A 24745-nucleotide genomic window follows, 5' to 3' on the forward strand; every position below is an offset into this window, starting at 1 on the left:
TTGTTGTTATTGGTGGTTGAATTGTAAGGAAAAATAGGAAAAGACAACCTACTAATGATACTTGGCTTACCTAGCACCCATGAGTTTAAAGGCAGGGGTGCTTTTTTGTTGTTTACCAGATAAATATTGTCAAAAAGGTAATGTAATGCAATATTAATTATATTTTTAAGGACTTATCTTCTGCATTGAAAATATCATTATAAATAAAAGGCTTAAGATCTTTATGTAAGTGCTTTATTGAAGTTCCAACAATGATTTGACTGCTATTTTCAAGAGAACTAATAGTTTCTAGGATTAATTCTTGCAAACGAATATTTCTTTCAGGCTCATTTCCACCATCATCTATACCATCAAGTATTACGAAGCGGGGAAAACGCATATGTGGAATTTCGTCAGCAGTTTTTAATAATGCTAAGTGAAATAAATGTCTCAAAACTACCATTGAGCTTTCACTAAATTTACTTTTATTATTTATGGAGATTTGATTGTCTGAAAAGCTAATGTTGACATGTCTTGGATTTTGGAACTCTTTTTCACGTGGTATATCTTTTTTTAATAATTCCATTAGGTTTGAATTTAACTTTAATATCGTATCTTTTTTCTTTTTATAACTTTCTTCCTCAAGAGTGCTAATAGAACCATTAAGTTCATCTATATCTGTGTCCAAAACATCAATTCTTTCATTTAAATCACTTAATTCATCATAAAGAGGTATTAATTTTTCAATCTCTTTAATCTCAGTATCAATTTGACCGATACTGAATGAAATGTTAGAAATATTTATTTTTTCATCGTCAGACCAGTGTTGAGTTAAATCATTCAATTGGGCTGAAATTGAATTTATTTCTAAGTTTGTATGATTAATTTTTATATTTATTTCTTTAACTTTATTGTCTCTAATATCATTTATTTTTTTAGACTCCTCAATTTGAATTAGTAACTCATTTTTCATTCTTAGTAGTGGAGTGATATGGGAATCAGCTTCCACTTTACTTTCACATTTGCATAAATTACATATGTTAGAAGCGGCAGAGGTCAGCCTGGACAAGCAAGCAGGGCAAAATTCGAAATTTATATTTGAAATTGACTGAATATATTCAGATTCATCTAGTCTTTCTAACCTATCTATTAGTTCAGAAATAAAAATCTGAGAATCTAAGCTATTAAGATAAAGTTTGTTTTTTTCATTTTCAAATTTATTTTTTTCCTTGGTTAAGGTGTTGAGAGTTTTATTATAACTTTCAATTTTTTTTAAGTTTTCACTTTCAATTTTTTTTGGGGTTTTTTGCTTGTTATTTAAATCTGTACGTAATTTAAATAGCATATCTGTATTTTTATTTATTCTGGCTTGTGCTGATGCTTTATTTTTAAAAGAAAAAAAAGATTTTTTAAAGATATTTTTCAAAAAACTTAATTCTGCTTTAAGTTTTGTTTTTTCTTTTATTTTAGCTTTTAACTTAACTTGCTTTGTATAAAGTTCATTATTGTAAAAACCTAGTAGATATTCCCCAATTGTTTTGCGAGTTAAAGAATCATCAAATAATGCTGGTATTAAAATAGGATAATGTAAGTAGGGTTGAGCTGCGTAAATGCATCTCATGATCTGATGAACAGTCAAAGTTGAAGACGCTTCTAAGTCAAACTCACTATTGTCCATTAAATTGAATAACATTTGGGAATAACTAATCTTTTCAGATCTATTTATAGAAAAGGTTTGCCAGTCGTAGTCATCTAATTTGTTAATATCAAATTCTTCGTAAGCAATTGAAATAGGTCTTCTTGAAATTTCAGATATCTCTCTTTTTAAAATAAGATTTGAATTATTAATTTTAATAGATAAATAACTTACATCACAACTCAAAGCTTCTGCTTTTAAGGGAATTTCTTCCATACCTAATGTATATGCTATTAAATCAAGAATTGTAGTTTTACCTGAAGAATTATCTCCAGTGATTACATTCAATCCTGTTTTAAATACACCGTTAAAAGCTATTTTTTCATCTTTAATAACTAATAAATTGTTAATTTCTAATGTCGGTTCAATTATGTTCATATCTATATTCCATAAGAGAAGATCTTGCTTTCAAACCATTTTCCCCCTTAAGCTCAATCTGTAATAGTGTAATGACTATTATTAGCGGAAGCTGATGATTGCCATAAAATGAGAAATAAAATAGCTTGTCTTTTATATCTGAAGTGAATTTTTTCTTTGAGCGTTTAACCAAACCTTGCTTGTAGCTTTCCATATCAATATAACCCAGCGATAGTAGGCTAGAAATGGCTTTTTTTTGAAGAATAGATATCCTTTGAAAAGTGATCTTATGGTTTATAGGGTCTCGATATTCTTTACGTAAATCTTTAAAATCTTTTTTGATCTCTTGAATATCTTCTGGAAATTTAAAGTCATTTATACACCCTGGATATGCTAGATAAAAATCAATAATTCTGATTTTATCTATTTCAATGGATGTGTTTTCACTAAAAGTATTTAATATAAAAAAAATTCTAAATATACAATGTGATAGATCAAATGCAGGGCTGTATATTAACATTTAGACTGTCCACTTAATATGGCAATTCCCAGCGAGGAAATACATTAAACCATACATTCTATCACTAGTGATTGATTTCCCAGTACCATCTATTGCATTTAATGTATTGCCTATTACTTTTGTATCTATAATTGCATCAATTACTGATCTTGATTGTCCTTCTGCTATAGCTGGAATTACATAAGCTCTGTGATTGCTTGCTATGGTAGCTAAAATATTAACCAAAATGAATTGCCCAGAGTCAGATGCTTCATATCTAGTTATAAATTTACTTGTGAATTCCTTCAACTCTAAAGCTTCATCTACTAAATCACTTCTAGAAGCTTCTGATAATTTAGTACCTAAATCTTTCATATCTGATTTCGGAGACTTATAGCGGAGAAGGCTTTCTGTAACTTCATGATAAGTATCATCATCTAAAAAGTTATTAGAATTTTCTAAAATTTTTAGATACATATCTACAATGGCCTTAGTTCCATTGTTTTTATTATTATCAAGATAAGTATGATAATTACGACTATTATCGTCTCTACCGACTATTTTATCTGCATTGTTGTCAGATTGATTGACTGGATTGTACATTTCAATTCACGCTATTATCATCACGCCCAACCATTTTCCCATTTACATTATTTCTTTGTTGTACAACTTTGTTAGAGTTGGAATTTTTAGAAATAAATTTTTGACTTACGTAAGTGATTCCTGAACCAGTTAATAAACCTGTTATAAAAGTTAAGATATCGCTTAAAGAAATTGTAAATTCCATAATTAACCCTATTTAAAAATTAGTTTTAAACATCCCGATACAACCCAACAACTTTGCCAACCAACTTACAACCATACTCCAAAACCCATAGTTTTTTCTGGCCAGTCAAGGTTTAAAGGCTGTAAATACATATTTTCATTCATTGTCCAGATCTGCTCTAAAAGACTGCGTTGGGTTCACAGCTTTTCTCGCTTGGTTACTTAAATTTGTACAGGGATAAGTTTTACTTCCCACTGAGATCCAAAACGTTCATTTAAATAGAGCTCAATATTTTCTTTTGCTTTTTCACATTGATCGGCTTTTAGAAGAATGGCGTTGGTTCCAGTGGATAGTCCATAGCGAGTAAAACCATCCATGGCATCGTTAACTGTGGTCTTATTTGTTAAAAAAACCTGAGCTTTATCATTGGTGATGAATTTATTGATGTCTTTTAATTTTGGAGCAATTTCGACAGGAATCGTAATTTGAACTAGATGAAATGGATCAAGAGAAATTGATTCAACTTGGTAGTCCACGCCTCTGGTCATACCACCACTGAAGCTTTGAGCAGTTTCATCAGCAGATTCAAAATCATCAAAGAGGCCTATATCAATCGCTTCTTCACGAGATTCTGTAGTAGTAAGCCAACCGTCACCATCAGGAATGATGTAGCAATTTTCTGAGATCAGTTTAATTATATAAGACATATACCCCCCAGTATTTTCTTTCTTAGCAGTGGTTTATAACGTTTATTGAGGACTTTTCCAACAACTATATTTTGGTAAGTTACATTTTAAGTAATTAATAGAATCAATTTTTCCTAGGTCTTCCTCTTCTGTTTTTCATGTTCATTTTAAGAAAGGGGATTACGATATTTGGATCATAAAGATTCTTCCCAGTACTGCCGATATTAAATAATTCTAATTGCCTAGAAAGGGTATCTCTTGACATCGGAAAGCGTTTAGTAAGCCAGGTTAGATCTACCAGATCAGGATATTGCTCTGTTTCTAAGGCAACTACTGTGGCGCCGTGAATTTTATCTCCCAAACATATTTTAGGAGGGGTGTCGCTTTCTACTGTGATGATGTATTTGTGCTTAAACATAATTGAGGCTACTCAGGTTTATCTTTAAACTTTTCCACTTCTTTTCTTACCACTGACTCATACCAGAAAACATCTTTTTCCGTAATTCTAACCGGTTCAGGAATATGGCCTTGCTTTAGCAGCCTATAAAACTTGGTTCGACCCACAGCAAGAAGGTCCATAAATTCTTTTGCTCGAACTCGTCTATCAATATTCATAGGTATCCGGAAGTTAGTTTTTATTCTAAATAGATTTACCTTTGTAACATGAGAGGAGCAATAAAAATGATCGAGTTAATATTACAAAAATTAAATCTGAAAGCGATTGCAACATATAGGCTTTAATTTTGGTCACTTCTTTTTCATTACCGGTCTGGTCTTTCCATTTGCGTGTACTCAATGAACGCTCAATATAAACCTTTCCACCTTTCTTAAGGTACTTGCTAGCAATCTCGGCTAATTGATTGCTGGTGGTAATTCCATGCAATTCTGCAGTCTGTTTGCCTCGCTTATAGTCTTGTCCTTTCATTGCTAAGTTGATAGGCCAACGGATTTATAATCCGATGTTCATCAATTTTTAGGAACTTACCTACCCAATAGGGAGGCTGAGGTCGAACTTTTTAAAGACGTTTGATCTTTACTTCAAGCATGCACAGGAACTCTTATTTATTGAAAGACCATGCATGGTTAATAAATCATCTTTTTAAAGAAAATAAGAGAAATTGTCATTTTAAAATCAAAGGTAAACTTTTATGCTTTCCGCATAAAAATACATTTTTGATTGGATAATGATCTACTACACCACAACGAAAACAGATTGTCTTTTAAGCCTAATGCAGTGCATTTCTAACGGCAGTGCAAAATTTTGGTTTTCTGATTCTGTGAGTTTTTCAAAATTTCATACTGTTATTCCAAAGTTGATCTTGGAGTATGGCCTCGATCTGGATGAATCTGTACGAAAGAAAAAATCAGACTATGGCGAGCCAGTTTGGAGTTTGGTCATCAATTATGATCCAGCTAAAAATGATGTATTTCAATTTTGGTTATTTACAACAGGGTATAGAGAGGCGCGAAGAAGTAAGCTGACGCTGAAAGAAATACTCGCTAAGAATTCGAGTATGGTACAGAAGCAAAAGCTCAATAGTATTTTGACTGTCAAAAAAGAGAAGCTTCTACGTTATGGAGATTATGTACTGGGACAATATTTAGAGTTCAGTGAACTTAAACCTCAATATTCTAAGATTTATTATCATCCTGAGCAATTTGGAGTAGTATTTAATACTAAGGTGATTCGAACAAAGACAATTGATAGTAATAAGAATTCAAATTACCGAATTTTTAAGCCTTTTGATGATTCTGAGTTGAGGCGTTTTATCAGTATTAATAAAAATTTTGGTTTTGCTTTTCTGGAAAATGAACATACCCGTTGGAATCAGGCCTCTGTGAGCCTATTTTTACGAAATCGATTTGGTATTAAATTTGGTGAGGATGTCAGTTATAACGATCGATTGAAGGAACTTAGCAGGGCATTACGTGGGGTTCGTAAAAAGCATTTGGAGTTTTTCCAGCGTTATTCCCAGAAGAAAATCCGCTTCACCTGGTATCTATCCAAAGATTTTATAGAGTCGGCTGAAAGGGAGTTAAATAAAAAAATTGATTTAATCTCTACTGGTAAAGCAGATCGATTAAAAGAAGCTACATATCGATTAAGTGCACACGGTAATTTTCATGGCACCAGGCATCAAATTGGAAAGTTACAGGCCAAGACCAGATCAAAATTAAATAGTAGAGATCCAAACCATAAGAAACTGAATCAAATGTATTTCCCTCAAAATCTCCACTATGTGCGGTTCACTGCTAAAAAGGCTCAGAATATGAAAGAGTTTGAATTATTGTGTCGAAATGCAGATAAGATTTATTTGAATAAACAGAGTCGATCGAGATCTAAAACCAATTGTTGATCTAGTTCAATCCTCCAATAATCTTTAGAAATTGTAATATACCCAATATTGGTATCATTCCTAAAACGGTAATATTCCCAATTTTGGGATTTTGAATGTACCCGTTTTTGGGATTTTGAACGATCCCGTTTTTGGGATGCAGAACCTATCAATGAATCTACCATTGAATCAATCATCTCTCTTTTAAGAGAGCGCCGTCTTAATTCAAGGTTAAATCTTCTTCCATATTCAAGAATGAACTTTAAAAGCAACTTGATATATGCACCAATTTTGCACTGGCTTGAGCTGTGAACGATTTTAATTAAAAAAATGATAAATGGTACATCAATAATTTTTGTGAGCTTGTAGGGCAAATTAGAGCGTTATATGAGTGTCTATCATTGGCACTATTTAATTAGATCATGTTCGCCGTAGTGATCCAGAATAAGACGATTGTTTGAACACAATATTATGTGGTGGAAATAGCTAGAAATATAGGGTTTTGCTCCCTGCCTCGCGCGCGCGTTTTATTGGAAATATACCCATTTTTTAGGCGCTTAGATTACTCCTTAATAAGTTGAAACTTATGGAGGTAAGAGTATGGGGATTCTTGTTGAGCTTAATAATTTTGATATTTCAGAAAGGCTAATATTCGTTAAAAACACTATCCATTACGGCGCACCAAATTATAAAGAAATGATTGCTGACTTAAAAAATAATCATGAAATGACAGGGGAGAAAATTGCGCATCTATTACCAATTGTCGGGGCTTCTAGTGTGTATGATTGGGCACGTGGCAGTGGTAAGCCAAACTATGCAACTGGTGAGGCATTCATTGAACTATGGAAAGTATTGATGGATAAAGAAGATCAAGATATTCCACGAATTAAGCACTGGAGTGTGTAAACAATGGCAGAGTCAAAGAAACCAGCATATGAGCCTCTAGACTGTGATGATATGGAAAGATCGATCCTGTTGTGTAATGGAGTTGAATACTTGATTGATGAGTTTCAAAGAGAAATCAACTGCAAAGAGCCAAACCAGTTATATAAACGTGAATATCAGTCACAATTGCTAAAAATCGCTGATAACTTAGAAGAGCTACTTCATCGACTTACCTATTTGGCTAACAAGAATAATAAGGAATTTTATTTCAATAATTTATATTCAATTCTTAAGAGCCTGAGTTGTACACCAAACGTATTAATTATTACGGCGTATTATTTGGATCCACAACGAGAGTTCAAGCGTTTCGTCAATCGGAATACATTTGAATTCGAGTTAAATCAGATTGTAAAAAAAATACAGTTTATTAAGTCGGTATTGCAATCGCTTTATAATGGAAAAAAAGCAGGTCTTAAGTTGATAAGTAAATATATATAACCAGTAGCTGTTATTAATAAAAGGAGCTTCAAGGAAGCTCCTTTTTTACATCTAAATACACCCATTTTTCTGTATAAAGGTAGCTATAAACTGTATTTTGATCGATCAAAATATAGAGCTAAATATGAGCGAAATTATATCACCAGAAAATACTGAACTTTTGACTTACATCATGGGTGGAGCACATAACCAATCGTATGTACATTCAGCACTTAATTTACAGACTGAATTAGAACAAAAAATAGAATCTGGAGAAATTGAAAAAGCGGATACCGGATTAGTTAATCATTTTGGCCCTAAGCTTTACCTAAGAGAATTTAGTGCTAAAGCCGGCACTTTAGTTGTAAGTAAAATGCATCGGACAGAACATTTTATTTTGTTTTTAACGGGTAGCTTAAGTGTGTTGACTGAAAATGGTATTGAGCACATTAAAGCTCCATGTATTCAGCGAACAATGCCTGGAACAAAACGAGTAGTTTATTTCCATGAAGACTCTACTTGCATGACGATCCATCCCACTGAAAGTACAGATTTAGAAGAAATTGAAAAAGAAGTAATTGTCCCACCAGGGAAGGAAGAAGAATTCTTAACTTCTATAGGGCGCAATATTCAGGAGATTGAATAATGTCTTGGATGGCAGTAGCAGCAGCGGCAGCAGTAGCAAGTACAGCACTTGCAGGTTATACAAGCTACAACCAAAATAAAGGCATGGAAGAACAAGCGGAAGCTGACGGTAGAGCGCAGTTATCACGTGGTCGTCTTGAAGCTGAACGTATTCGCAAAGAAAAGGAAAAGGCTCAATCAACCGCACGAGCTGCCGCCGCAGGAAATGGGCTTGATGTGCATGAATGCCAATGCATCCAGAGACATGATCAATAGTATTGCAGGAGAAAACGGCGCATATCGTTTATCTGCTTCACTCAATAACCGTGGATTACAAGATATTGCAGGACAAATTGTCACTGGTCAGGATTTGATTGAAAAGGGCTTGGTCAAAGTAGATGAAAATAGTTTAAGAACACATACAGAGAATTATTTGGCTGGCATTACATCACCAGGTAAACCGGACTTTCAAATCTATCTGGACTCAGTCAAGGCTAATTATGCTTATTTGGTTCAGAAGTCCGAAAAGGTTACTGATACCAAGGGTAGCATTCTGAATAAAACAATTGATGAGGACTTATTTAATAAAGCAATCCTTAGCGTCACTGGCGGGAAGTACACATCAGGAGGGTTCTTCGGAAGTAAATCTGTTGTGCTACGACCTCATACGGTAGGTGAAAAATCATTCCGGGAGCAATTGGAGAACTTTAATTCTCGCAATGCCCGTCATTATGGTGGATCTGACAAAGACTTCTTTATTGATCTCCCTTTAGAACAAGATCCTAAAAATCCCTATCGTTATTATTTTAAGAACGGCACCAAATACGTGATGGATAACACGGATAAAAAAAGACAAACACGTTTAACTTTTACGGTTCGATGAGGTAGATATGGATTTTTTAGCAGATGATGAATTAACGTTAAATCAGGATGATCCTCGTTTCAAACCTAAAAGTCAGCGTGGGAACTTTACAGATGGTGCATTAGGTACTGTTTCCGGTATTGCAATGGGTACCATTGAGGCGGCTACTGCACCAGATTCACTAATTAGGGGAGATAAAAAGGCAGCTGCTCTTAGAGCACAAAACCTTGAAATTTTTAAACCTGATGATTTAGGCGGTGTAGGTGAGTTTACCTATGGCCTGACTAAAGATTTTACACGTATTGGTTGGAACGCCGTAACTACACTAGGTACAGGTGGTGTACCCGGTTTAGCTCTAAATTCAGGTTTATTTGGTTATCAGACTTTTGAAGCAGAAAAATCAGATTTACTAAATAAAGGAGCTGATATAAAAACAGCTCGAACTGGGGGAGCCATTAAAGGTGTTACAGATGCTTTGGGATTCGCAATTCCTACTCACGGCGTAAACGAACAATGACAGCCAAGCGTTTAGCCAATACCAAAAATATGGATTACCAAGAATGGCTTGAAGTGCGTAAACAAGGCATTGGCAGTAGTGATGCCGCAACCGCCTGTGGCCTCAATCCCTATATGTCGATGCTGGAACTGTGGATGATTAAAACTGGTCGAACTCAGCAGAACATTGATGATGACAGCTCAGGCGTTGCACCGTTGTATTGGGGTAAACAGTTAGAGCCACTTGTGGCGGAGTATTACAGTCTGCACACCAATAATAAAGTTAGACGAGTCAATGCTGTGCTTCAGCATCCTGATCCAGATAAGTCCTTCATGCTGGCAAACTTGGATTATGCGGTAGTGGGTAGTGATGAAGTGCAGATACTGGAGTGTAAAACTGCTGGGGAATATGGTGCCCGGCTATGGCGAGATGGGGTGCCTTTATACGTGCTTTGTCAGGTGCAACATCAACTTGCAGTGACAGGTAAACAGGCAGCGCATGTTTGTGTGCTCATCTGTGGACATGAAACCAAGATATTCAAAGTGACACGGTCTGAATCGGTGATTGAACACATCGTTAAGGCAGAGCGTTATTTCTGGGAGTGTGTTGAGAACGATACTCCACCATCTGTGGATGCCAGTGAATCCGCAGCTAAAGCCATCCTGCAACTTTATCCAGCGCATATCCCACTGACCCTAGAGGATTTCTCGCAAAATGAAAATGCCAATTTGATGTTCGATCAGCTCATCAAAATGAAGGAAGAGATTCAGCACAAGCAGGAACGCTTTGACCAGCTGAAGCATCACATCCAAATGCTGATGAAAGATGCTGAACGAGCCACCTTTGCCAATGGTTCGGTGGTCTGGAAGAAAGCCAAGGACTCCATCAGCCTAAATACTAAGGCATTACTTCAGCACCAGCCTGAACTCATCGAACTTTATCCACTGGAAAAGCAGGGCAGTCGTCGATTCAACATCTATACCGACTAAGCCTATTTCAGTCCATTCCATCACAGAAGCGCAAAAACCGCTCCCCGCCCTCCATTCGCTAGGAACAGAGGGCAATACGGTCGCGGCTTTTGTAGCTAGCTATATACATATTTATTGAATCAGGTGATCTACATAAAGGTGGATGATCTGTAAAAAAATCAAATTGAGGAAAATAGAATGATTAAAGGTTTAGCGATTACACCACCGGCCCTGGGACGTATCAGTATTGGTCGGATGGTCGAAAAGAATGGCAAGCGTCTACCTGAAAAGGATGATCAGTTCACCATTACTTCCCAGATCCAAAGCAAAGAAGGATGGATAAAACATCCACTCGACGAACAGCTGCGCAGTCAGGCGACTGGACAGAAACTGCGAACTATCCCAGTGCGCCTGATTTTCAATGATCCTGATTTAAATCTACGTGCGGAGTACAGCCTATTTGATCGGCAGACTGGTCGGCCAGTGTGTGTAGGCAATGGTGAAACCTGCCAACGTTTAACCAGTCAAGGGGTCGAGCAACATCCCTGTCCATCCCCAGATTTATGTCCTCTGGCTCAAGGAGGGAACTGCAAGCCCTATGCTCGCTTGCATGTGAATTTGGATGACTCGGATGAGTTTGGAACCTTTATTTTCAGAACCACTGGCTTTAACAGTATTCGGACTTTGGCTGCACGGCTGAGTTATTACCATGCCGCGTCAAATGGTTTGCTGTCTTGCCTACCATTGCAACTTACTTTAAGAGGGAAAAGCACCACACAGAGCTATCGCCAACCTGTGTACTACGTGGATCTGACTTTACGGGAGTGCATTAGCCTGAATGATGCGATTACCCAAGCCAAGCAAATTGATGAACAGAGCAAGCAGGCCGGATTCTATCAAGAGGCTGTAGATCATATAGCAAGACGAGGTTTTGCCAATGCACGGTTTGAGACGGATATAGAGGAAGGGTTAGATGTGCTGGAGGAGTACTATCCGGAACAAGAACAGAACCGGGCGGTGGAGCAACAAGCTTCGCATGAAGGGTTTGTGCAGGATATTCAACAGGGGTTGAAGCAGAGTGTGAGAGCTGTGAATTAGACCGATTTGATCAAGTATCCAAATTAGTTTTTTACAGAAGGTCCTGATTGTTTGAGCAGTAGACAGCTCGCTTAAACAATCTAAGGAGAATCAGTCATGAATATATTTGTTGGTCAAACATTTCAAATGAATCGAATCATTAACTTGAAAGAAGTGATTCAGGTTACAGGCTTAAGCCGTGCAACTATTTATAACATCATGGATGAGCGTCACAAACAATACGACCCGACTTTTCCTAAGCAAGCAAACTTAACTGTTGGTCGTGTAGGATGGTCGGCTTGGGAAATCAATCAATGGATTGAGACTAAGTTCGCTAATCGTTGATATATTGGGAGCTCCGGCTCCCTTATTTTTATTTATTCAGGAATAACAATACATTCTCTAAAAATAGCAATTAGATCATCTAATTGACCAAAATATCCATTTATATTGGCTTGAATCCATCTTTCTTGAGAGTCAATTTGAGACCAATCAACACCATAGCCACAATGTGCTAGAAGATGTTCGAAGAAGATGCGTTGAGTTCTGCCATTACCTTCTCGAAAAGGGTGAATGACATTCAGTTCACAATAAAAATCTGCAATAGTTTGAATGAGAGTATCGAGGGATAAATCTTGAAAATAATTTTTCTGTTGAAGTTGGTTAAAAAGCTTATCAGCTTCTTTCTCAATTCGGCTAAAAGTACAAAATCGTGTATCACCTTTGGCAATATCTACTTGTCTAAGTTCACCTGCCCAATCATACAAGTCTAAGAACAGCTTCGAATGAATTGCTTGAAGATATTTTAGATTGTACGGCGGTTCTTCATACTCGATTAGGGTGCTTGCATGCACAGTCAGTTCTAATTCTGCCTGTTGTAGGATTTTTCCGTCTTGAATATCAAGTTTGTTTTTGAGTATGTTCGAGTTGGGATAGCAGTATAAACTGTCTCCTAGTTCACCATATTTGTCCATAGTGTAAAAATCATGATTCAGTTTATTGAGTTGGCTTTTTATACTTTTGTAAAATTTGACTTTTACTTAAAGTATTTTGAGGTGCAGTACTATTGATGCCTTCAAGCTTTAAACTGGCCTGATAGTTTTTGAAACGTGTTGCTTGAATATATATTTTTTTTTGTTCAAGAGTCTTTAACATACAATAATTCCTACAGTGACAAATAGAATAGGGTTTTGTATATCTGCAAGATAAACAAAAATTATAAGGGTGTTTAGATCATACTCTATTTTATAAAAATACAAAATAATGGGCTGAAAATCACTCAGCTTTGACGTGGCTTACTTAAAGGGTTCAGGTAAGTAGAGTAGGGGAGGACAAATTGATAGAGAAAAGCTTGGTAGGTTGGGCGTGATTAAGTGGAGAGTTTGGCTCATTTAGCATTAAAAATGTCAAATGAGTGGATAGCGTACAATAAGTTAAAATTATGATATTTCAACAGAGTTAGTTTTTATTAGGGCTTCAAATCCTGAGAATATGTCAGTATGGTTTTTGGCAAGATAATTTTTAACATTGGTATTGGCAACTAACTTTGTTAGATACCCAATAGCCAAGACTAAATTTAGAGTATCTTGAGCATAGCTTTGCTCAATCGCTTTATATTGAAGATGAAGGTTTGCACGATCATTTTCAATTTTTTGGATTACTTCCGCAGAGTTTTCTATTTTTTTGGTCTGTTTAGGTAACACTAATAACTGGCTAGGATCAGTAGTCATTAATAATGCTTTTGCGTAAGTAACTGTCAGGTTGTTTAAGGATAGCATGAGTTCTGTACATTCAATTTGCCGTAGAGTTTTCATCTTTTTAAGAATTGAGAAAATGTTTGGTGAAATTTCACGATTTTTTAGTAAATTAATAACTTCCTGACAAATACCATTTAATAAATTAACCTTAGTCCGAATTAGCTTAATGTCAATATTGAGTGCTTTAGCAAGCCTTTCTTCATTTACACCTTGATCAATAGCTCTTCGTATCATGTAGTGTTCTTGAATAGTCGCTAAACGATTGATTTGTTTATTGTAAGTATAGTTTTCATCATCAACTGAAAGGAGGCAAGGGATTTTTGTGTAACCCAATTCTTTTAAAATTTCAAAACGGATGTGTCCATCCAATAAAATATATTGCTTTTTATTATTGGTGGCAGCGACGGATATTGGTTCAATAATACCGATATCACGGACTGATGCTTCAATCTGTCTGTATTTTTTTGTATAAACCGTGCTTTTAAGTATAGCTTTGCTAATCAATAATTGATCAGGAGAGAGGTATAGTGGTTCGAATTGAAAAGCAATATTGACTCGTCCCATTTATTTTATGCTCCTATTTCTTTGGCAGTTGTTCATTTAGGTATTGAGGCAGATTATCTAAAGCTTCAGCTCGAAGTAGCGTAGAAAAATTTTCATCTTTTTTTAATTGAGTCAATGCCCCTAATATGAATGTAAGACGTTGTTGTACCTGTTCTGCTTTTTTCACTACATTTTGTTGCCGTTCGACTTCCTTTTGATATGTTTTTACAATATCACTAGCAGAGACTTTATTTGCTCTTGTATTTTGAGCATAACCTAAGTTCTTTCCTGCTAACTGCCTGCGTTCAATCACTTTTTTTGCTTGAAGAAGTTGTTGTCCTTTTAGCTCACCACTTTCATAAGCATCTTGTAATGCGATTTGCATATCCAGATTGTTATTCGCAGTTTTAGCTATAATTAAGGCGACGCTCAGTGGAATGCGCTTTTGTTCGACTGCATAAAGAAGTCGCTCTTCACCATTTTTTAATAAAGTGATAATCCCTTGGATATATTCTGGAACTAACCCTGTTTTTTTAGAAATTATCTGTTTGTCATAACCTAAGTCTGCTAAGCGTTCAATGCAGCTTAAAAATTCTAAAGCTCGATGCTGGCGTCTTGCGATATTTTCTACAAGACTCATAATCAAAGCTTCCTCTTTATTTACATCGATTAGACGAGCAGGTATTTCAGTCTCACCTAATAACTTGAAAGCTTTAATTCTGCCTTCTCCGCAGATTAATTGATAAGGTAAGCTCCTGTCAGAAATTTTTGTAATTGTGATTGGTTTTTTTAATCCCACAATACGAATACTTTCAATGATTTCTGAAAAAACTTTTTCATTGCGCTCTCTAGGATTTAATATTTCAATTTGATTGATGGGAATTAAAAAAATTGATTCATTAGAATTTTGTTCTACGCTATATTTTTCCATTTGACACGCTCAGCCATTCCAAACAAATAGTTTAAATTTTCAAATCGAAAGCTCTCTAATTCGATAGGATTAAATTCGCCTATACTGATTTTGTTACACATGAAGTCAAGTTTGGGTAAGAGGTAATAGTCTTTAATTTTTGTATTTGAATAATCAAGACGTATAACAACAGTGATATCTGGATTTAGCGTAGTATCAAAACGGACTTTCCAGCGGTAATTCCCACTCGACAATTGATGTGAACGGGTAAGAACTAGAGAAATACTGACTTCATCATTGATAAAAATAAGATCAGTTAATGGGTCTCTATAGATAACCCCATTAAACTTAGTCATTTCATCAATAACTTGTTGAGTGATTTCAGGGTGAAGATTACGTAAAAATTTATTAACTTCAATATATTGATAGTCACGCTCTGGTGTAAAACCAATCAGTTCATAAGCCCTTAATAGACTGCCAAAACGATTAGAGTAAACTGCGGTAGTCGGTGTGTTTTCTGACTCGTTGATAATTAAGCCTGAAAGAAAACCATGCTTTTGGTAGAGTGATTTTAATTGTTCTAGTAGTTCTTCATCACTATATTTACGTGATCGCTCTCGAATGATACCTTGAGCTGTATAGAATATATCTAAAGGAACAATTGCTTCAAATGCTTGATCTTTTCTTATCCATTGTTCTTGTGGATTTGAAACACGGGCCTTTTTTAATTTGAATGATTTTTTATTGAATAAGTTATTTCCAACATATTTTTCATTGGTTAAAATTTCATGAATAGTACCTCGAGTCCAGGAACGATCAAAATCAGTTCTGATGTTTTGTGAATTTAGTTGTTCAGCAATTTGCTTTTCAGACATATTGTGGTGAATAAACCACTCATAAATTTGATGGATAACTTTGATTTCATTCTCAGGACCGGAAACGAGAATGACTCGATCCATTTGAAAACTTTTATGTTCCCCAATTTTTAGCAGAGTTTTAAAATTACCGTATTGGTCTATTAGGGCGCGTCTAAGCCCATAACCAGCAGTACCACCTTGGCGGAATCCTAACTCTATTAAACGACATTGACCGATAAAAACTTTGTTGGATAACTCTCGACTGTATTCACCTGCCATGGTTCTTTTAAAACTTTTTATGACAGTGGCAATAGGGGTTCCGTCATTTGCGAATTGTTCTGCACAGTAAATAATGTTAATACCAGCTCGTTTACAAATGTATTCGTAATAGGCACTTTCATCAGCATCTTGAAAGCGTCCCCAACGGCTAACGTCATAAACAAGAATGATTTTGAAATCTACATGACCATATTGAACATCTTTGATTAATTGTTGTAGACCAGATCGACCGTGTAAATTTAGTCCACTTTTGCCATCGTCTTCATAGGTCTTTATAATTTCAATACTGTGTCTTTCCGCATATTCTTGAATTTTATCGGATTGGTTTAAAGTTGAATATTGTTGGTGATCAGTAGACATACGAACATATTGAGCAGCGAGTACTCGTGGTTCTAAATTAGGATTTTCCTGTTGTAGTATGGTTTCTGAATTCATAACACTGACCTAAATCAAATTGTAAGAATTGATAGGTATTCGATGTGGTTTGACACTTATCAATGTCTTAGAGCAATTTGAATCGTATCAGCGGTTTATAGCGACAACCATAGATTCCTATATTGTCATTTTAAATTAATTTAACTATCTGATATAAAATCTAATTTTACGATTAAAGAATCCATATTTTCATTATATTCTAAAATGGTAATTTTATAATTTGCTGATTTTAAATAATAATTATTAGGTTCTTGTGAATTTAACGAGTCTATATTTTCATTAAATTTGGCTTTGTTTTTTCTATAATTACGCTGGTAATCAGGATGCTGGGCACTCCATTTTTTACTAGCTGAAGCTTGTGCTTCTCTGTAGTCTGGATCTACACGCATTTTATGCTTTGTCCATGAGGCTTTACGTTCTTTTTTACAAAGCACATCAGTACAATATTTCTGGTTAGGGTGTTGAGGTAATGGAATAAAAACTTTATTACATACTTCACAATGTTTCGATGAAATTTTTTTCATAGCAAACTCATCCGTTAAGAGTGGACTTATAATTTTGATTTTTAGTCTTTTTATTTTCTGAGTTATAACAACTAATATTGAATAGAATTACCCCCTATTAAGAGAGGTTTCAGATAGCCGTATAAAAGGTTGAGGCTTAGATTCAACAAGGTTTACAAAACAAATAATTTAATTATCAGTCGATATGCTAACGATTACATAACTCCAGAAAGGCAAGTTTAGAAATTTTAATAATCCAGATGTAAAAGCTTAAGCAGAATTATTATTCCTTTAGCCGTGAATCTTAGATGTCCTGTCGAAAATATTAAGTAACTTATAAATGTAAAAATCATTTGATCTTTGCTCAACCTAAACGACCTTTACAAGTTCGGTTATCGCCACATGCCGTTGAAGTCCTGTTCCCTTATCTATTTCAATAGCTAAAAGGCATAATGAATAAACGATCAATAACGTCAGCACGACATGTATTGACGTTATTTTTTTTATCTCTAGAAAACCCATCCTCATTTCAGGCACAATCAAACTAATCTAAAAATGCTATAGCTTTCACGCTTTGGAAATTGCTGGTATGTCAAACAATAACTTTTCTCAAGTTGCAGCCTTCATTTGGTCGGTTGCAGATTTACTTCGTGGTGACTTTAAACAATCGCAATATGGACGTGTGATTTTACCGTTTACCTTGTTGCGTCGCTTAGAGTGTGTGCTTGCGGAAAGTAAAGCTGCTGTTGTAGCAGAGCATGAAAGAATTCAGCCAGAAAACTATTCTGAAGACACACAAGAAAAGTTCTTGTTACGTGCCACCAATGAATTGGCATTCTTTAATACCTCGCCTATGGATTTAGGCAAGATGGGTCAAACCGATATTAAAGCCAATCTCAAAACCTATGTGCAAAGTTTTTCTAAAGATGCACGTGAGATTTTTGAGCATTTTAAATTCGATGAATTTGTCGGTTTACTCGATGATGCCAACTTACTCTATAAAGTCGTCAAGATGTTCGCCACGACTGATCTCAGTCCTGAAGCTGTTTCTAACCATGAAATGGGTTTAGTGTTTGAGGAACTGATCCGTCGTTTTGCCGAAGGTTCGAACGAAACCGCAGGGGAACACTTTACCCCGCGTGACATTGTTCGCTTAACCACATCACTGGTATTTATGGAAGATGATGAAGCCTTAAGTAAAGAAGGCATCATCCGTACCATATACGATCCAACGGCGGGTACGGGCGGTTTCCTGTCATCAGGGATGGAATATGTATTAGAGCTCAACCCTAAAGCGGTGATGCGGTCTTTTGGTCAGGAGCTAAACCCTGAGTCTTATGCCATCTGTAAAGCAGACATGCTGATTAAAGGTCAGGATGTTAGCCGAATTAAACTCGGCAATACTTTATCCAATGACCAACTCTCACAGGATAAATTTGATTACATGCTTTCCAATCCACCTTTTGGTGTGGACTGGAAAAAGATTGAAGCTGATATCAAAGATGAACATCAAGTCAAAGGCTTTGATGGGCGTTTTGGTGCAGGCTTGCCGCGTGTATCGGACGGTTCCCTGCTGTTCCTGATGCACCTGATCAGCAAGATGCGCAATCGTGACCAGGCCAGTGATCAAGGCAGCCGGATTGGCATTATCCTGAACGGTTCGCCCCTCTTTACCGGTAGTGCCGGCAGCGGTGAAAGTGAAATCCGTCGTTATATTCTAGAAGCTGATTTGCTGGAAGCGATTATCGCTTTACCGAATGACATGTTCTATAACACCGGTATCGCCACCTATATTTGGGTGCTGAGCAATAAAAAAGATGCCGAGCGTAAAGGCAAAGTACAGCTTATTGATGGCAGTCATTTGTACAGCAAGATGCGTAAGTCTCTCGGCTCTAAGCGTAACGAGATGAGCGAAGATGATATCAAGACCATTATCCGCAGCTTTGGTGACTTTGAAGTGATGGACGCACGCACACTGGATAAACCAGCAGAAGTTAAGTCTAATCGTGGTCGCCAGTCTGCTCATCCTAAAAGTGAGCCTGCCAAAACCTTTGCCAGTAAAATTTTTAACAGCTATGAATTCGGTTATCGCCGCGTGACCATTGAACGTCCATTGCGTTTATCGGCACAGATTACGGATGAGGCGATTGCTTTTTTACGTTTTGCACCGAAGCCATTTAATGCGGTGATGCAAAGCATTTATGAGCAGTTTGGTACGACATGGACAGATGCATCCACAGACCAAAGCTATGGTGATTTATCCGAGCTTGCGCTTGAAGTGCGTGCCTTGATTAAAGCCGAATATCCTGAGCTTAAAGAAAAAGACATTAAAGATGTACTGGATAGCAAAATATGGTTATTCCAAAAAGAACTGATGCACAAGGCTCAAGCCTTACAAGACCAGATTGGCACGGCGCAATCTGACGACTTTAACCAGTTTGATGAAAGCTTAAAGCAGGCCTTTAAAGCCACAGACATCAAGCTCGACAGCAAAGAGAAAAAACAATTCCTCGATGCCATTACTTGGAAAAACCCTGAAGCAGAACCTGTTATTAGTAAAGTCGTAAAAGGTGCTGAAAACCCACTCTATGGTCAATTTACTTACAACGGCAAAGTGGTTGAGTTTGTACAGGATGGAGATTTGCGTGATGCGGAAAATATTGCATTGAATCCAAATGTAGACACCACCGATTTAATTGAGACTTACTTTAAACGTGAAGTTCAGCCGCATGTGCCGGATGCATGGATTAATGCCGACAAGCGTGATGATAAAGATGGCGAGATTGGCATAGTGGGTTATGAGATTCCGTTTAACCGTCATTTTTATGTGTATGAACCGCCACGTGACCTGGCCGAGATTGATGCGGATCTGGATGCGGTGAGCCGTGAAATTATGGCACTTCTGCAAGAGGTGCATTCATAATGTCAAAAACAGTGGCGAAGTATCAAAAATATGTGGAATATAAAGATTCAGGTGTTGAGTGGTTGGGGAAAGTTCCTACGCATTGGAATATAAAAAGAATTAAAGAGACCGCTCAAATTATTAATGGCTATCCATTTGACTCTGAAAAATTTGATCCGATTAATGGTACTCCTTTGGTTAGAATTCGAGATATAAATTCTAATGAAACACAAGTATTCTTTAATGGATCTGTGCCCAAAGAAGCTTTAATTTTTAACTCTGATATTTTAATCGGAATGGATGGAGACTTTAATGTATCTCAGTGGAAAGGAGGAGAAGCTGCACTAAATCAACGAGTATGCTGTTTAAGAAGCAATGATACGTTTTTAACAAAATTTTTATCTTATTTACTTCCTACTCGGATGAAAATTATTAATGATTTAACTTACTTCACGACAGTTAAGCATTTATCAAGTACTGATATTTTGAAAACTGTATATGCAATACCTAATAAAATTGAGTATGCAAATATAGCCAATTTCCTCGATCATGAAACCGCAAAAATTGACAGCCTGATTGAAAAGCAACAACAGTTAATTCAGCTTTTAAAAGAAAAACGTCAAGCGGTAATTAGTCATGCTGTGACCAAAGGGCTCAATCCAAATGTACCGATGAAAGACTCGGGTGTGGAATGGTTAGGGCAAGTGCCTGAGCATTGGACGCTTAAAAGCTATCGTCACGCGTCTCGTATCTATCGAGGTAAATTTGGTCATCGTCCTAGAAATGATCCAGCTTTTTATGATGGAGAATACCCATTTATTCAAACAGGAGATGTAGCAAGAGCTGAAAAATTTATTACCACTTATTCTCAGACCTTAAATGAAAAAGGAAAAGAAGTTAGTCAACTTTTTCCCAAAGGTACTCTAATGATGGCTATTGCAGCGAATATTGGTGATTTAGCTATTTTAGGATTCGAAGCTTACGCACCTGATAGCGTTGTTGGATTTAAACCTAATGATGATATAGATTTAGAGTTTCTACGTTATAGTTTTATGGCTGCATTACCTGCTTTAGAACAGACCTCCACACAAAGCACTCAAGCTAATTTAAATATTGAAAGAATTGGTGCAGTACATGGCGTTTTTCCGTCATTTGATGAACAAAAAAAGATTGTTAATCATTTAGATGACTTGCTAGAAAAATACAGAGTCATTCGCATAGAAATGGATAAAGCTATTCAATTATTACAAGAACGCCGCACCGCACTTATTTCCGCAGCCGTCACCGGAAAGATCGACGTCCGCAACTGGCAAAACCCAAATAACAACAATGAAGCTAAAACGGAGTTTAGCGCATGAGTCTAGATGCAACCCGGGAAAATAATTTCCAAAACGACATGATTCAGCACATGCAAGCCAACGGTTGGGTATTGGGTACAGCCAAACACTACGACCGTGAAAATGCACTGTATCGCGCAGACGTTCTAAACTTTGTACAAACGACGCAGCCTGAAGAATGGAACAAGTTTTGCCAAAACTATCCTGTCGATTCAGAACGACATTTTATCGATGCCTTGGTGGTACAACTAAAAAAAGCTGACATCAATGCCACCGATCAAGCTTCACGTAGTTACGGTACATTGGGTGTGTTACGTCATGGACTAAAAATTCGTAATGCCCGTTTTAAACTGTGCCAGTTTAAACCTGAGCATAATCTCAATGCCGATACCTTGGCACGTTATGAGCAGAATATTTGCCGTGTCGTGCCTGAGTTGGTGTATAGCCCATATGCCACTAAAGCAGAATTAGAAAGTACCGGTGTGCAAGCCAAAAAATGGCGCATTGATCTGGTACTGTTTATTAATGGCTTACCAGTCTCTACGCTAGAGCTTAAATCTGAATTTAAGCAAACTGTGCAAAACGCAATTACCCAGTATAAAAAAACGCGCTTGCCGAAAGACCATGATACCAACAAGCCTGAACCCTTACTGACCTTTAAACGTGGTGCATTGGTACATTTTGCCGTGAGTCAGTATGAAGTCTATATGACCACACATCTGGCAGGCGACAGCACCTTTTTCTTACCCTTTAATAAAGGTACGCATGACGGCGGTGCAGGCAATGATGCACCTGAAGACCAAACTCGCTATGCAACCGATTATTTGTGGAATGAAGTTTTAACGCCTGACAATTTGCTGAATATTCTTGGACGTTTTGTTCACTTGAATATTGAAGACAAAGAAGATGCCGAAGGACGTAAATACAAAAAAGAAAGCCTGATCTTTCCACGTTACCATCAGTGGAATGTAGTGACCAAACTGGTTCAAGATGCCAAAGACAATGGCACAGGGCATAAATACCTGATCCAGCACAGTGCCGGTTCAGGTAAATCTAATTCGATTGCGTGGACAGCGCATCAGCTTTCTACCTTGTACGATGAACATGGCAATAAACAGTTTGATTCTGTAATTGTGGTGACGGATCGCACCATCCTAGATGCCCAGCTACAAGATACGATTTATCAGTTTGAACATGCCGATGGCGTGGTAGGACGAATTAACAATAAAGAAGGTGATGGCTCCAAGTCGGAGAAACTGGCAACATCTTTAGAAAAATCTCAACCGATTATTATTGTCACCATTCAGACGTTCCCCTTTGTGCTCAAAGCCATTGAAAACAGCACCGCATTAAAAGAAAGACGTTACGCAGTCATTGCCGATGAAGCACATTCATCACAAAGCGGTTCAACAGCGCGACAACTCAAAGAAGTCTTGATGACTGACAGCAGTGATGAAGATGTCATGCTGTCATCGGAAGATATTTTAGATGCAACCTTGGCAGCGCGTCGTGCCAATCCAAACGTCAGCTATTACGCCTTTACCGCAACACCTAAAGCCAAAACCCTGGAACTGTTTGGACATTGCCCAAATCCCTTATTACCACCGTCAGCAGAGAATAAACCTGAGGCCTATCATATCTATTCCATGCGCCAAGCGATTGAAGAAGGCTTTATTTTAGATGTGCTGAAGAACTACACCAACTATAAAGTGGTATATAAGCTGACGCAAAAACTGGCTGAAAAAGACCATGAGGTGGATACCAAAAAAGCCAAGGTGAAGGTCAATCAATGGGTACGTTTACATGACCACAATATTTCACAAAAAGTAAAAGTGATCATTGAGCATTTTAAAAAGAATGTGATGGGCCTATTGGGCGGTCAAGCCAAAGCTATGGTGGTAACCAGCTCACGTAAAGAAGCCGTGCGCTATAAACTGGCCTTTGATAAATATGTCACCGAACAAGGTTATCAGTCGATTCAAGCGATGGTGGCATTCTCGGGTGAAGTTGAATTTAACGATTCAGATCCGAACAGCAGTGCATTAGTCGGGCAAAAATTTACTGAACACAACATGAACCCGAATTTAAAAGGGCGTGAAATGCGTAAGGCATTTGACAGTGATGACTATCAGGTGATGCTGGTTGCCAATAAGTTTCAGACTGGTTTTGACCAACCAAAACTTTGTGCCATGTACGTGGATAAAAAACTCGGTGGGGTAGAGTGCGTACAAACCTTGTCGCGTTTAAACCGGACGTATCCGGGTAAAGCCGAGTCAGGCACTTTTGTACTGGATTTCTTTAATGAACCCGATGAAATTTTAGAATCCTTCCAGCCCTATTTTCAAACCGCTGAACTGGCTGATGTGACCGATCCAGATAAGGTCTTTGAACTATTTAACAAACTCAAAAGCAATGGCATCTTTTTGTGGTCGGAAGTCGAGCAGTTTGCCACGGCATTCTTTAGCCGTAATAAATCCAACGCTGTATTGGCGAATATTTGTAAGCCAGCCATTGAGCGTTGGCAACAGCGTTATAACACAGCCATTACTGCATATAGTAAAACCAAAAACATGCTGGAACGCTGTAAACAAACGGGTGATGCTGTCTTGATTGGTAATGCGGAAAAAGATTTTGCTGAAGCCAAAAAAGCCAAAGATGAACTGGAAATCTTTAAAAAGGATTTAGGAACGTTTACCCGCTTTTATGAATTCATGTCACAGATCGTGGATTATGACGATAAAGAACTAGAAAAGCTGAGTCTGTTTGCACGTAATCTAAGACCGATGCTACGTGAAAATATCATTTTAGATGACGAAATTGATTTAAGTAATATCGAGATGAGTCACTATCGCTTATCTAAGCTACGTCAGATTGATATTGAGTTACAAACCAATAGTACTAAGCATCAGCTAGAACCAAGTAATGATGTCGGCAGTGCGACTGCTAAAGATAAAAAGGAAGATTTTTTATCCAGTATTATTCATCGTTTAAATGAAGTCTTTGTGACAGATAAGCTGACAGATCAAGACATGATTAATTACGCCAATACCATTGCAGACAAGGTCTATGAGAATAATGGGGTAATGTCGCAAATTGCCAATAACACACGTGAGCAAGCAATGCTGGGTGATTTCCCTCGTGCTATTGATGATGCCATTCTAGGCAGTCATGAAGCGCATAGAGAGCAAATGATGCAATTGCTTTCAGATCCATCTAAGGCCCATATTTTTGGTCATTTGATTTTTGATATGTTGGCGAATCGAGGGCAGATGCCGATGAGGTAGGTTAAACTTAATTGGTTTAGAAATGATCCATTCTTTTGAGTGAATCTAGAAACTTCAGATCTTGTATCACTTTACTTGTACAGGGGTTATTTAATTCGATCCAAATAATGACCATATGTGACCCATTTACACTTTTTGCATTGCCATTCACTACGGGCATTTAGGTGGTTAATTTGATTGCCATGAATAGTTCGAATCAGTTTGTAATCATGCTTGCAAAAAATAGATTT

Annotated in this window: 23 protein-coding genes and 4 pseudogenes; 13 read left to right on the forward strand and 14 right to left on the reverse strand. The window is 37.0% G+C overall.

The window, feature by feature from the left end; translation table 11 throughout:
- Positions 1-157: 157 nt before the first annotated feature.
- From HLH14_RS12385 to ssb, 8 genes and pseudogenes are all read right to left on the reverse strand, one after another.
- Entirely contained in the window at positions 158-2053 is a 1896-nt protein-coding gene (locus HLH14_RS12385; RefSeq protein WP_171533155.1) for an AAA family ATPase, read from the reverse strand.
- On the reverse strand, positions 2040-2552 hold the full coding sequence (locus HLH14_RS12390; RefSeq protein ID WP_171533156.1) for an ABC-three component system middle component 5: 513 nt from the start codon (positions 2550-2552) through the stop codon (positions 2040-2042). Before HLH14_RS12390 ends, HLH14_RS12385 begins: the two co-directional genes overlap by 14 nt.
- Positions 2553-3134 (reverse strand): ABC-three component system protein, encoded by a 582-nt coding sequence (locus HLH14_RS12395; RefSeq protein ID WP_171533157.1) that lies wholly within the window; start codon positions 3132-3134, stop codon positions 2553-2555. It abuts the gene before it with no gap.
- A gap of 1 nt (position 3135) precedes the next feature.
- Positions 3136-3318, reverse strand: a complete 183-nt coding sequence (locus HLH14_RS12400) for a hypothetical protein (RefSeq protein WP_171533158.1) — start codon at positions 3316-3318, stop codon at positions 3136-3138.
- Between the two features lie 25 nt (positions 3319-3343).
- A pseudogene (locus HLH14_RS16010) lies at positions 3344-3455 on the reverse strand (LexA family protein); the annotation flags it as partial.
- Positions 3456-3518: 63 nt separating this feature from the next.
- A complete protein-coding gene (locus HLH14_RS12405) occupies positions 3519-4004 on the reverse strand; it encodes a hypothetical protein (RefSeq protein WP_171533159.1) in 486 nt (161 codons plus the stop codon).
- A gap of 405 nt (positions 4005-4409) precedes the next feature.
- Positions 4410-4598: a helix-turn-helix transcriptional regulator gene (locus tag HLH14_RS12410; protein WP_171533160.1), complete on the reverse strand. Its 189-nt coding sequence runs from the start codon at positions 4596-4598 to the stop codon at positions 4410-4412.
- A gap of 25 nt (positions 4599-4623) precedes the next feature.
- The gene (ssb, locus tag HLH14_RS12415) at positions 4624-4908 is read right to left on the reverse strand and encodes a single-stranded DNA-binding protein (protein ID WP_171533161.1); all 285 of its coding nucleotides are present in this window, start codon (positions 4906-4908) and stop codon (positions 4624-4626) included.
- 304 nt (positions 4909-5212) lie between these two features.
- Between ssb and HLH14_RS12420 the strand changes: the two genes are divergently transcribed.
- The 10 genes and pseudogenes from HLH14_RS12420 to HLH14_RS12465 all read left to right on the forward strand — a co-directional run bounded on the left by HLH14_RS12420 (position 5213) and on the right by HLH14_RS12465 (position 12053).
- Complete coding sequence (locus tag HLH14_RS12420) at positions 5213-6340, forward strand: hypothetical protein (protein ID WP_171533180.1); 1128 nt, start codon at positions 5213-5215, stop codon at positions 6338-6340.
- A gap of 579 nt (positions 6341-6919) precedes the next feature.
- Positions 6920-7225: a hypothetical protein gene (locus HLH14_RS12425; RefSeq protein WP_171533162.1), complete on the forward strand. Its 306-nt coding sequence runs from the start codon at positions 6920-6922 to the stop codon at positions 7223-7225.
- A gap of 3 nt (positions 7226-7228) precedes the next feature.
- A complete protein-coding gene (locus tag HLH14_RS12430) occupies positions 7229-7702 on the forward strand; it encodes a hypothetical protein (RefSeq protein ID WP_171533163.1) in 474 nt (157 codons plus the stop codon).
- A 124-nt stretch (positions 7703-7826) separates the two neighbouring features.
- Complete coding sequence (locus tag HLH14_RS12435) at positions 7827-8327, forward strand: hypothetical protein (RefSeq protein ID WP_171533164.1); 501 nt, start codon at positions 7827-7829, stop codon at positions 8325-8327.
- Positions 8327-8578 (forward strand): annotated as a pseudogene (locus HLH14_RS12440) (hypothetical protein); the annotation flags it as partial. The gene HLH14_RS12435 and the pseudogene HLH14_RS12440, both read left to right, overlap by 1 nt.
- Positions 8550-9188, forward strand: a pseudogene (locus tag HLH14_RS12445) (hypothetical protein); the annotation flags it as partial. The pseudogenes HLH14_RS12440 and HLH14_RS12445, both read left to right, overlap by 29 nt.
- A 7-nt stretch (positions 9189-9195) precedes the next feature.
- Positions 9196-9672: pseudogene (locus HLH14_RS12450) on the forward strand (hypothetical protein); the annotation flags it as partial.
- Positions 9648-10652: a YqaJ viral recombinase family nuclease gene (locus HLH14_RS12455; protein WP_171533181.1), complete on the forward strand. Its 1005-nt coding sequence runs from the start codon at positions 9648-9650 to the stop codon at positions 10650-10652. The pseudogene HLH14_RS12450 and the gene HLH14_RS12455, both read left to right, overlap by 25 nt.
- 177 nt (positions 10653-10829) lie before the next feature.
- On the forward strand, positions 10830-11729 hold the full coding sequence (locus tag HLH14_RS12460) for a recombination directionality factor (RefSeq protein WP_171533165.1): 900 nt from the start codon (positions 10830-10832) through the stop codon (positions 11727-11729).
- A gap of 96 nt (positions 11730-11825) precedes the next feature.
- Positions 11826-12053 (forward strand): AlpA family phage regulatory protein, encoded by a 228-nt coding sequence (locus tag HLH14_RS12465; RefSeq protein ID WP_171533166.1) that lies wholly within the window; start codon positions 11826-11828, stop codon positions 12051-12053.
- 32 nt (positions 12054-12085) lie between these two features.
- Here HLH14_RS12465 and HLH14_RS12470 read toward each other — a convergent pair whose 3' ends face one another.
- The 6 genes from HLH14_RS12470 to HLH14_RS12495 all read right to left on the reverse strand — a co-directional run bounded on the left by HLH14_RS12470 (position 12086) and on the right by HLH14_RS12495 (position 17013).
- Complete coding sequence (locus tag HLH14_RS12470; protein ID WP_171533167.1) at positions 12086-12682, reverse strand: putative adenosine monophosphate-protein transferase Fic; 597 nt, start codon at positions 12680-12682, stop codon at positions 12086-12088.
- Between the two features lie 22 nt (positions 12683-12704).
- Positions 12705-12863: a YhfG family protein gene (locus HLH14_RS12475; RefSeq protein ID WP_171533168.1), complete on the reverse strand. Its 159-nt coding sequence runs from the start codon at positions 12861-12863 to the stop codon at positions 12705-12707.
- Positions 12864-13147: 284 nt separating this feature from the next.
- Positions 13148-14029 carry a plasmid partitioning protein RepB C-terminal domain-containing protein gene (locus tag HLH14_RS12480; RefSeq protein ID WP_171533169.1) on the reverse strand — a complete coding sequence of 294 codons (882 nt, stop codon included), beginning with the start codon at positions 14027-14029 and terminating at the stop codon, positions 13148-13150.
- Between the two features lie 13 nt (positions 14030-14042).
- Positions 14043-14939 carry a ParB/RepB/Spo0J family partition protein gene (locus tag HLH14_RS12485; protein WP_171533170.1) on the reverse strand — a complete coding sequence of 299 codons (897 nt, stop codon included), beginning with the start codon at positions 14937-14939 and terminating at the stop codon, positions 14043-14045.
- Complete coding sequence (locus tag HLH14_RS12490; protein WP_235940507.1) at positions 14921-16489, reverse strand: recombinase family protein; 1569 nt, start codon at positions 16487-16489, stop codon at positions 14921-14923. Before HLH14_RS12490 ends, HLH14_RS12485 begins: the two co-directional genes overlap by 19 nt.
- Positions 16490-16629: 140 nt before the next feature.
- Positions 16630-17013 (reverse strand): hypothetical protein, encoded by a 384-nt coding sequence (locus HLH14_RS12495; protein ID WP_171533171.1) that lies wholly within the window; start codon positions 17011-17013, stop codon positions 16630-16632.
- A 568-nt stretch (positions 17014-17581) separates the two neighbouring features.
- Between HLH14_RS12495 and HLH14_RS12500 the strand changes: the two genes are divergently transcribed.
- Genes HLH14_RS12500 through HLH14_RS12510 form a run of 3 tightly spaced genes read left to right on the forward strand, consistent with a single transcriptional unit; the run spans position 17582 to position 24515 of the window.
- Entirely contained in the window at positions 17582-19915 is a 2334-nt protein-coding gene (locus HLH14_RS12500; RefSeq protein WP_171533172.1) for a type I restriction-modification system subunit M, read from the forward strand.
- The gene (locus HLH14_RS12505; protein WP_171533173.1) at positions 19915-21252 is read left to right on the forward strand and encodes a restriction endonuclease subunit S; all 1338 of its coding nucleotides are present in this window, start codon (positions 19915-19917) and stop codon (positions 21250-21252) included. The genes HLH14_RS12500 and HLH14_RS12505 overlap by 1 nt, the downstream gene beginning before the upstream one ends.
- Entirely contained in the window at positions 21249-24515 is a 3267-nt protein-coding gene (locus HLH14_RS12510; protein ID WP_171533174.1) for a type I restriction endonuclease subunit R, read from the forward strand. Before HLH14_RS12505 ends, HLH14_RS12510 begins: the two co-directional genes overlap by 4 nt.
- Positions 24516-24745: the final 230 nt, after the last annotated feature.

The organism is Acinetobacter terrae (assembly GCF_013004375.1).
Lineage (GTDB): Bacteria > Pseudomonadota > Gammaproteobacteria > Pseudomonadales > Moraxellaceae > Acinetobacter > Acinetobacter terrae.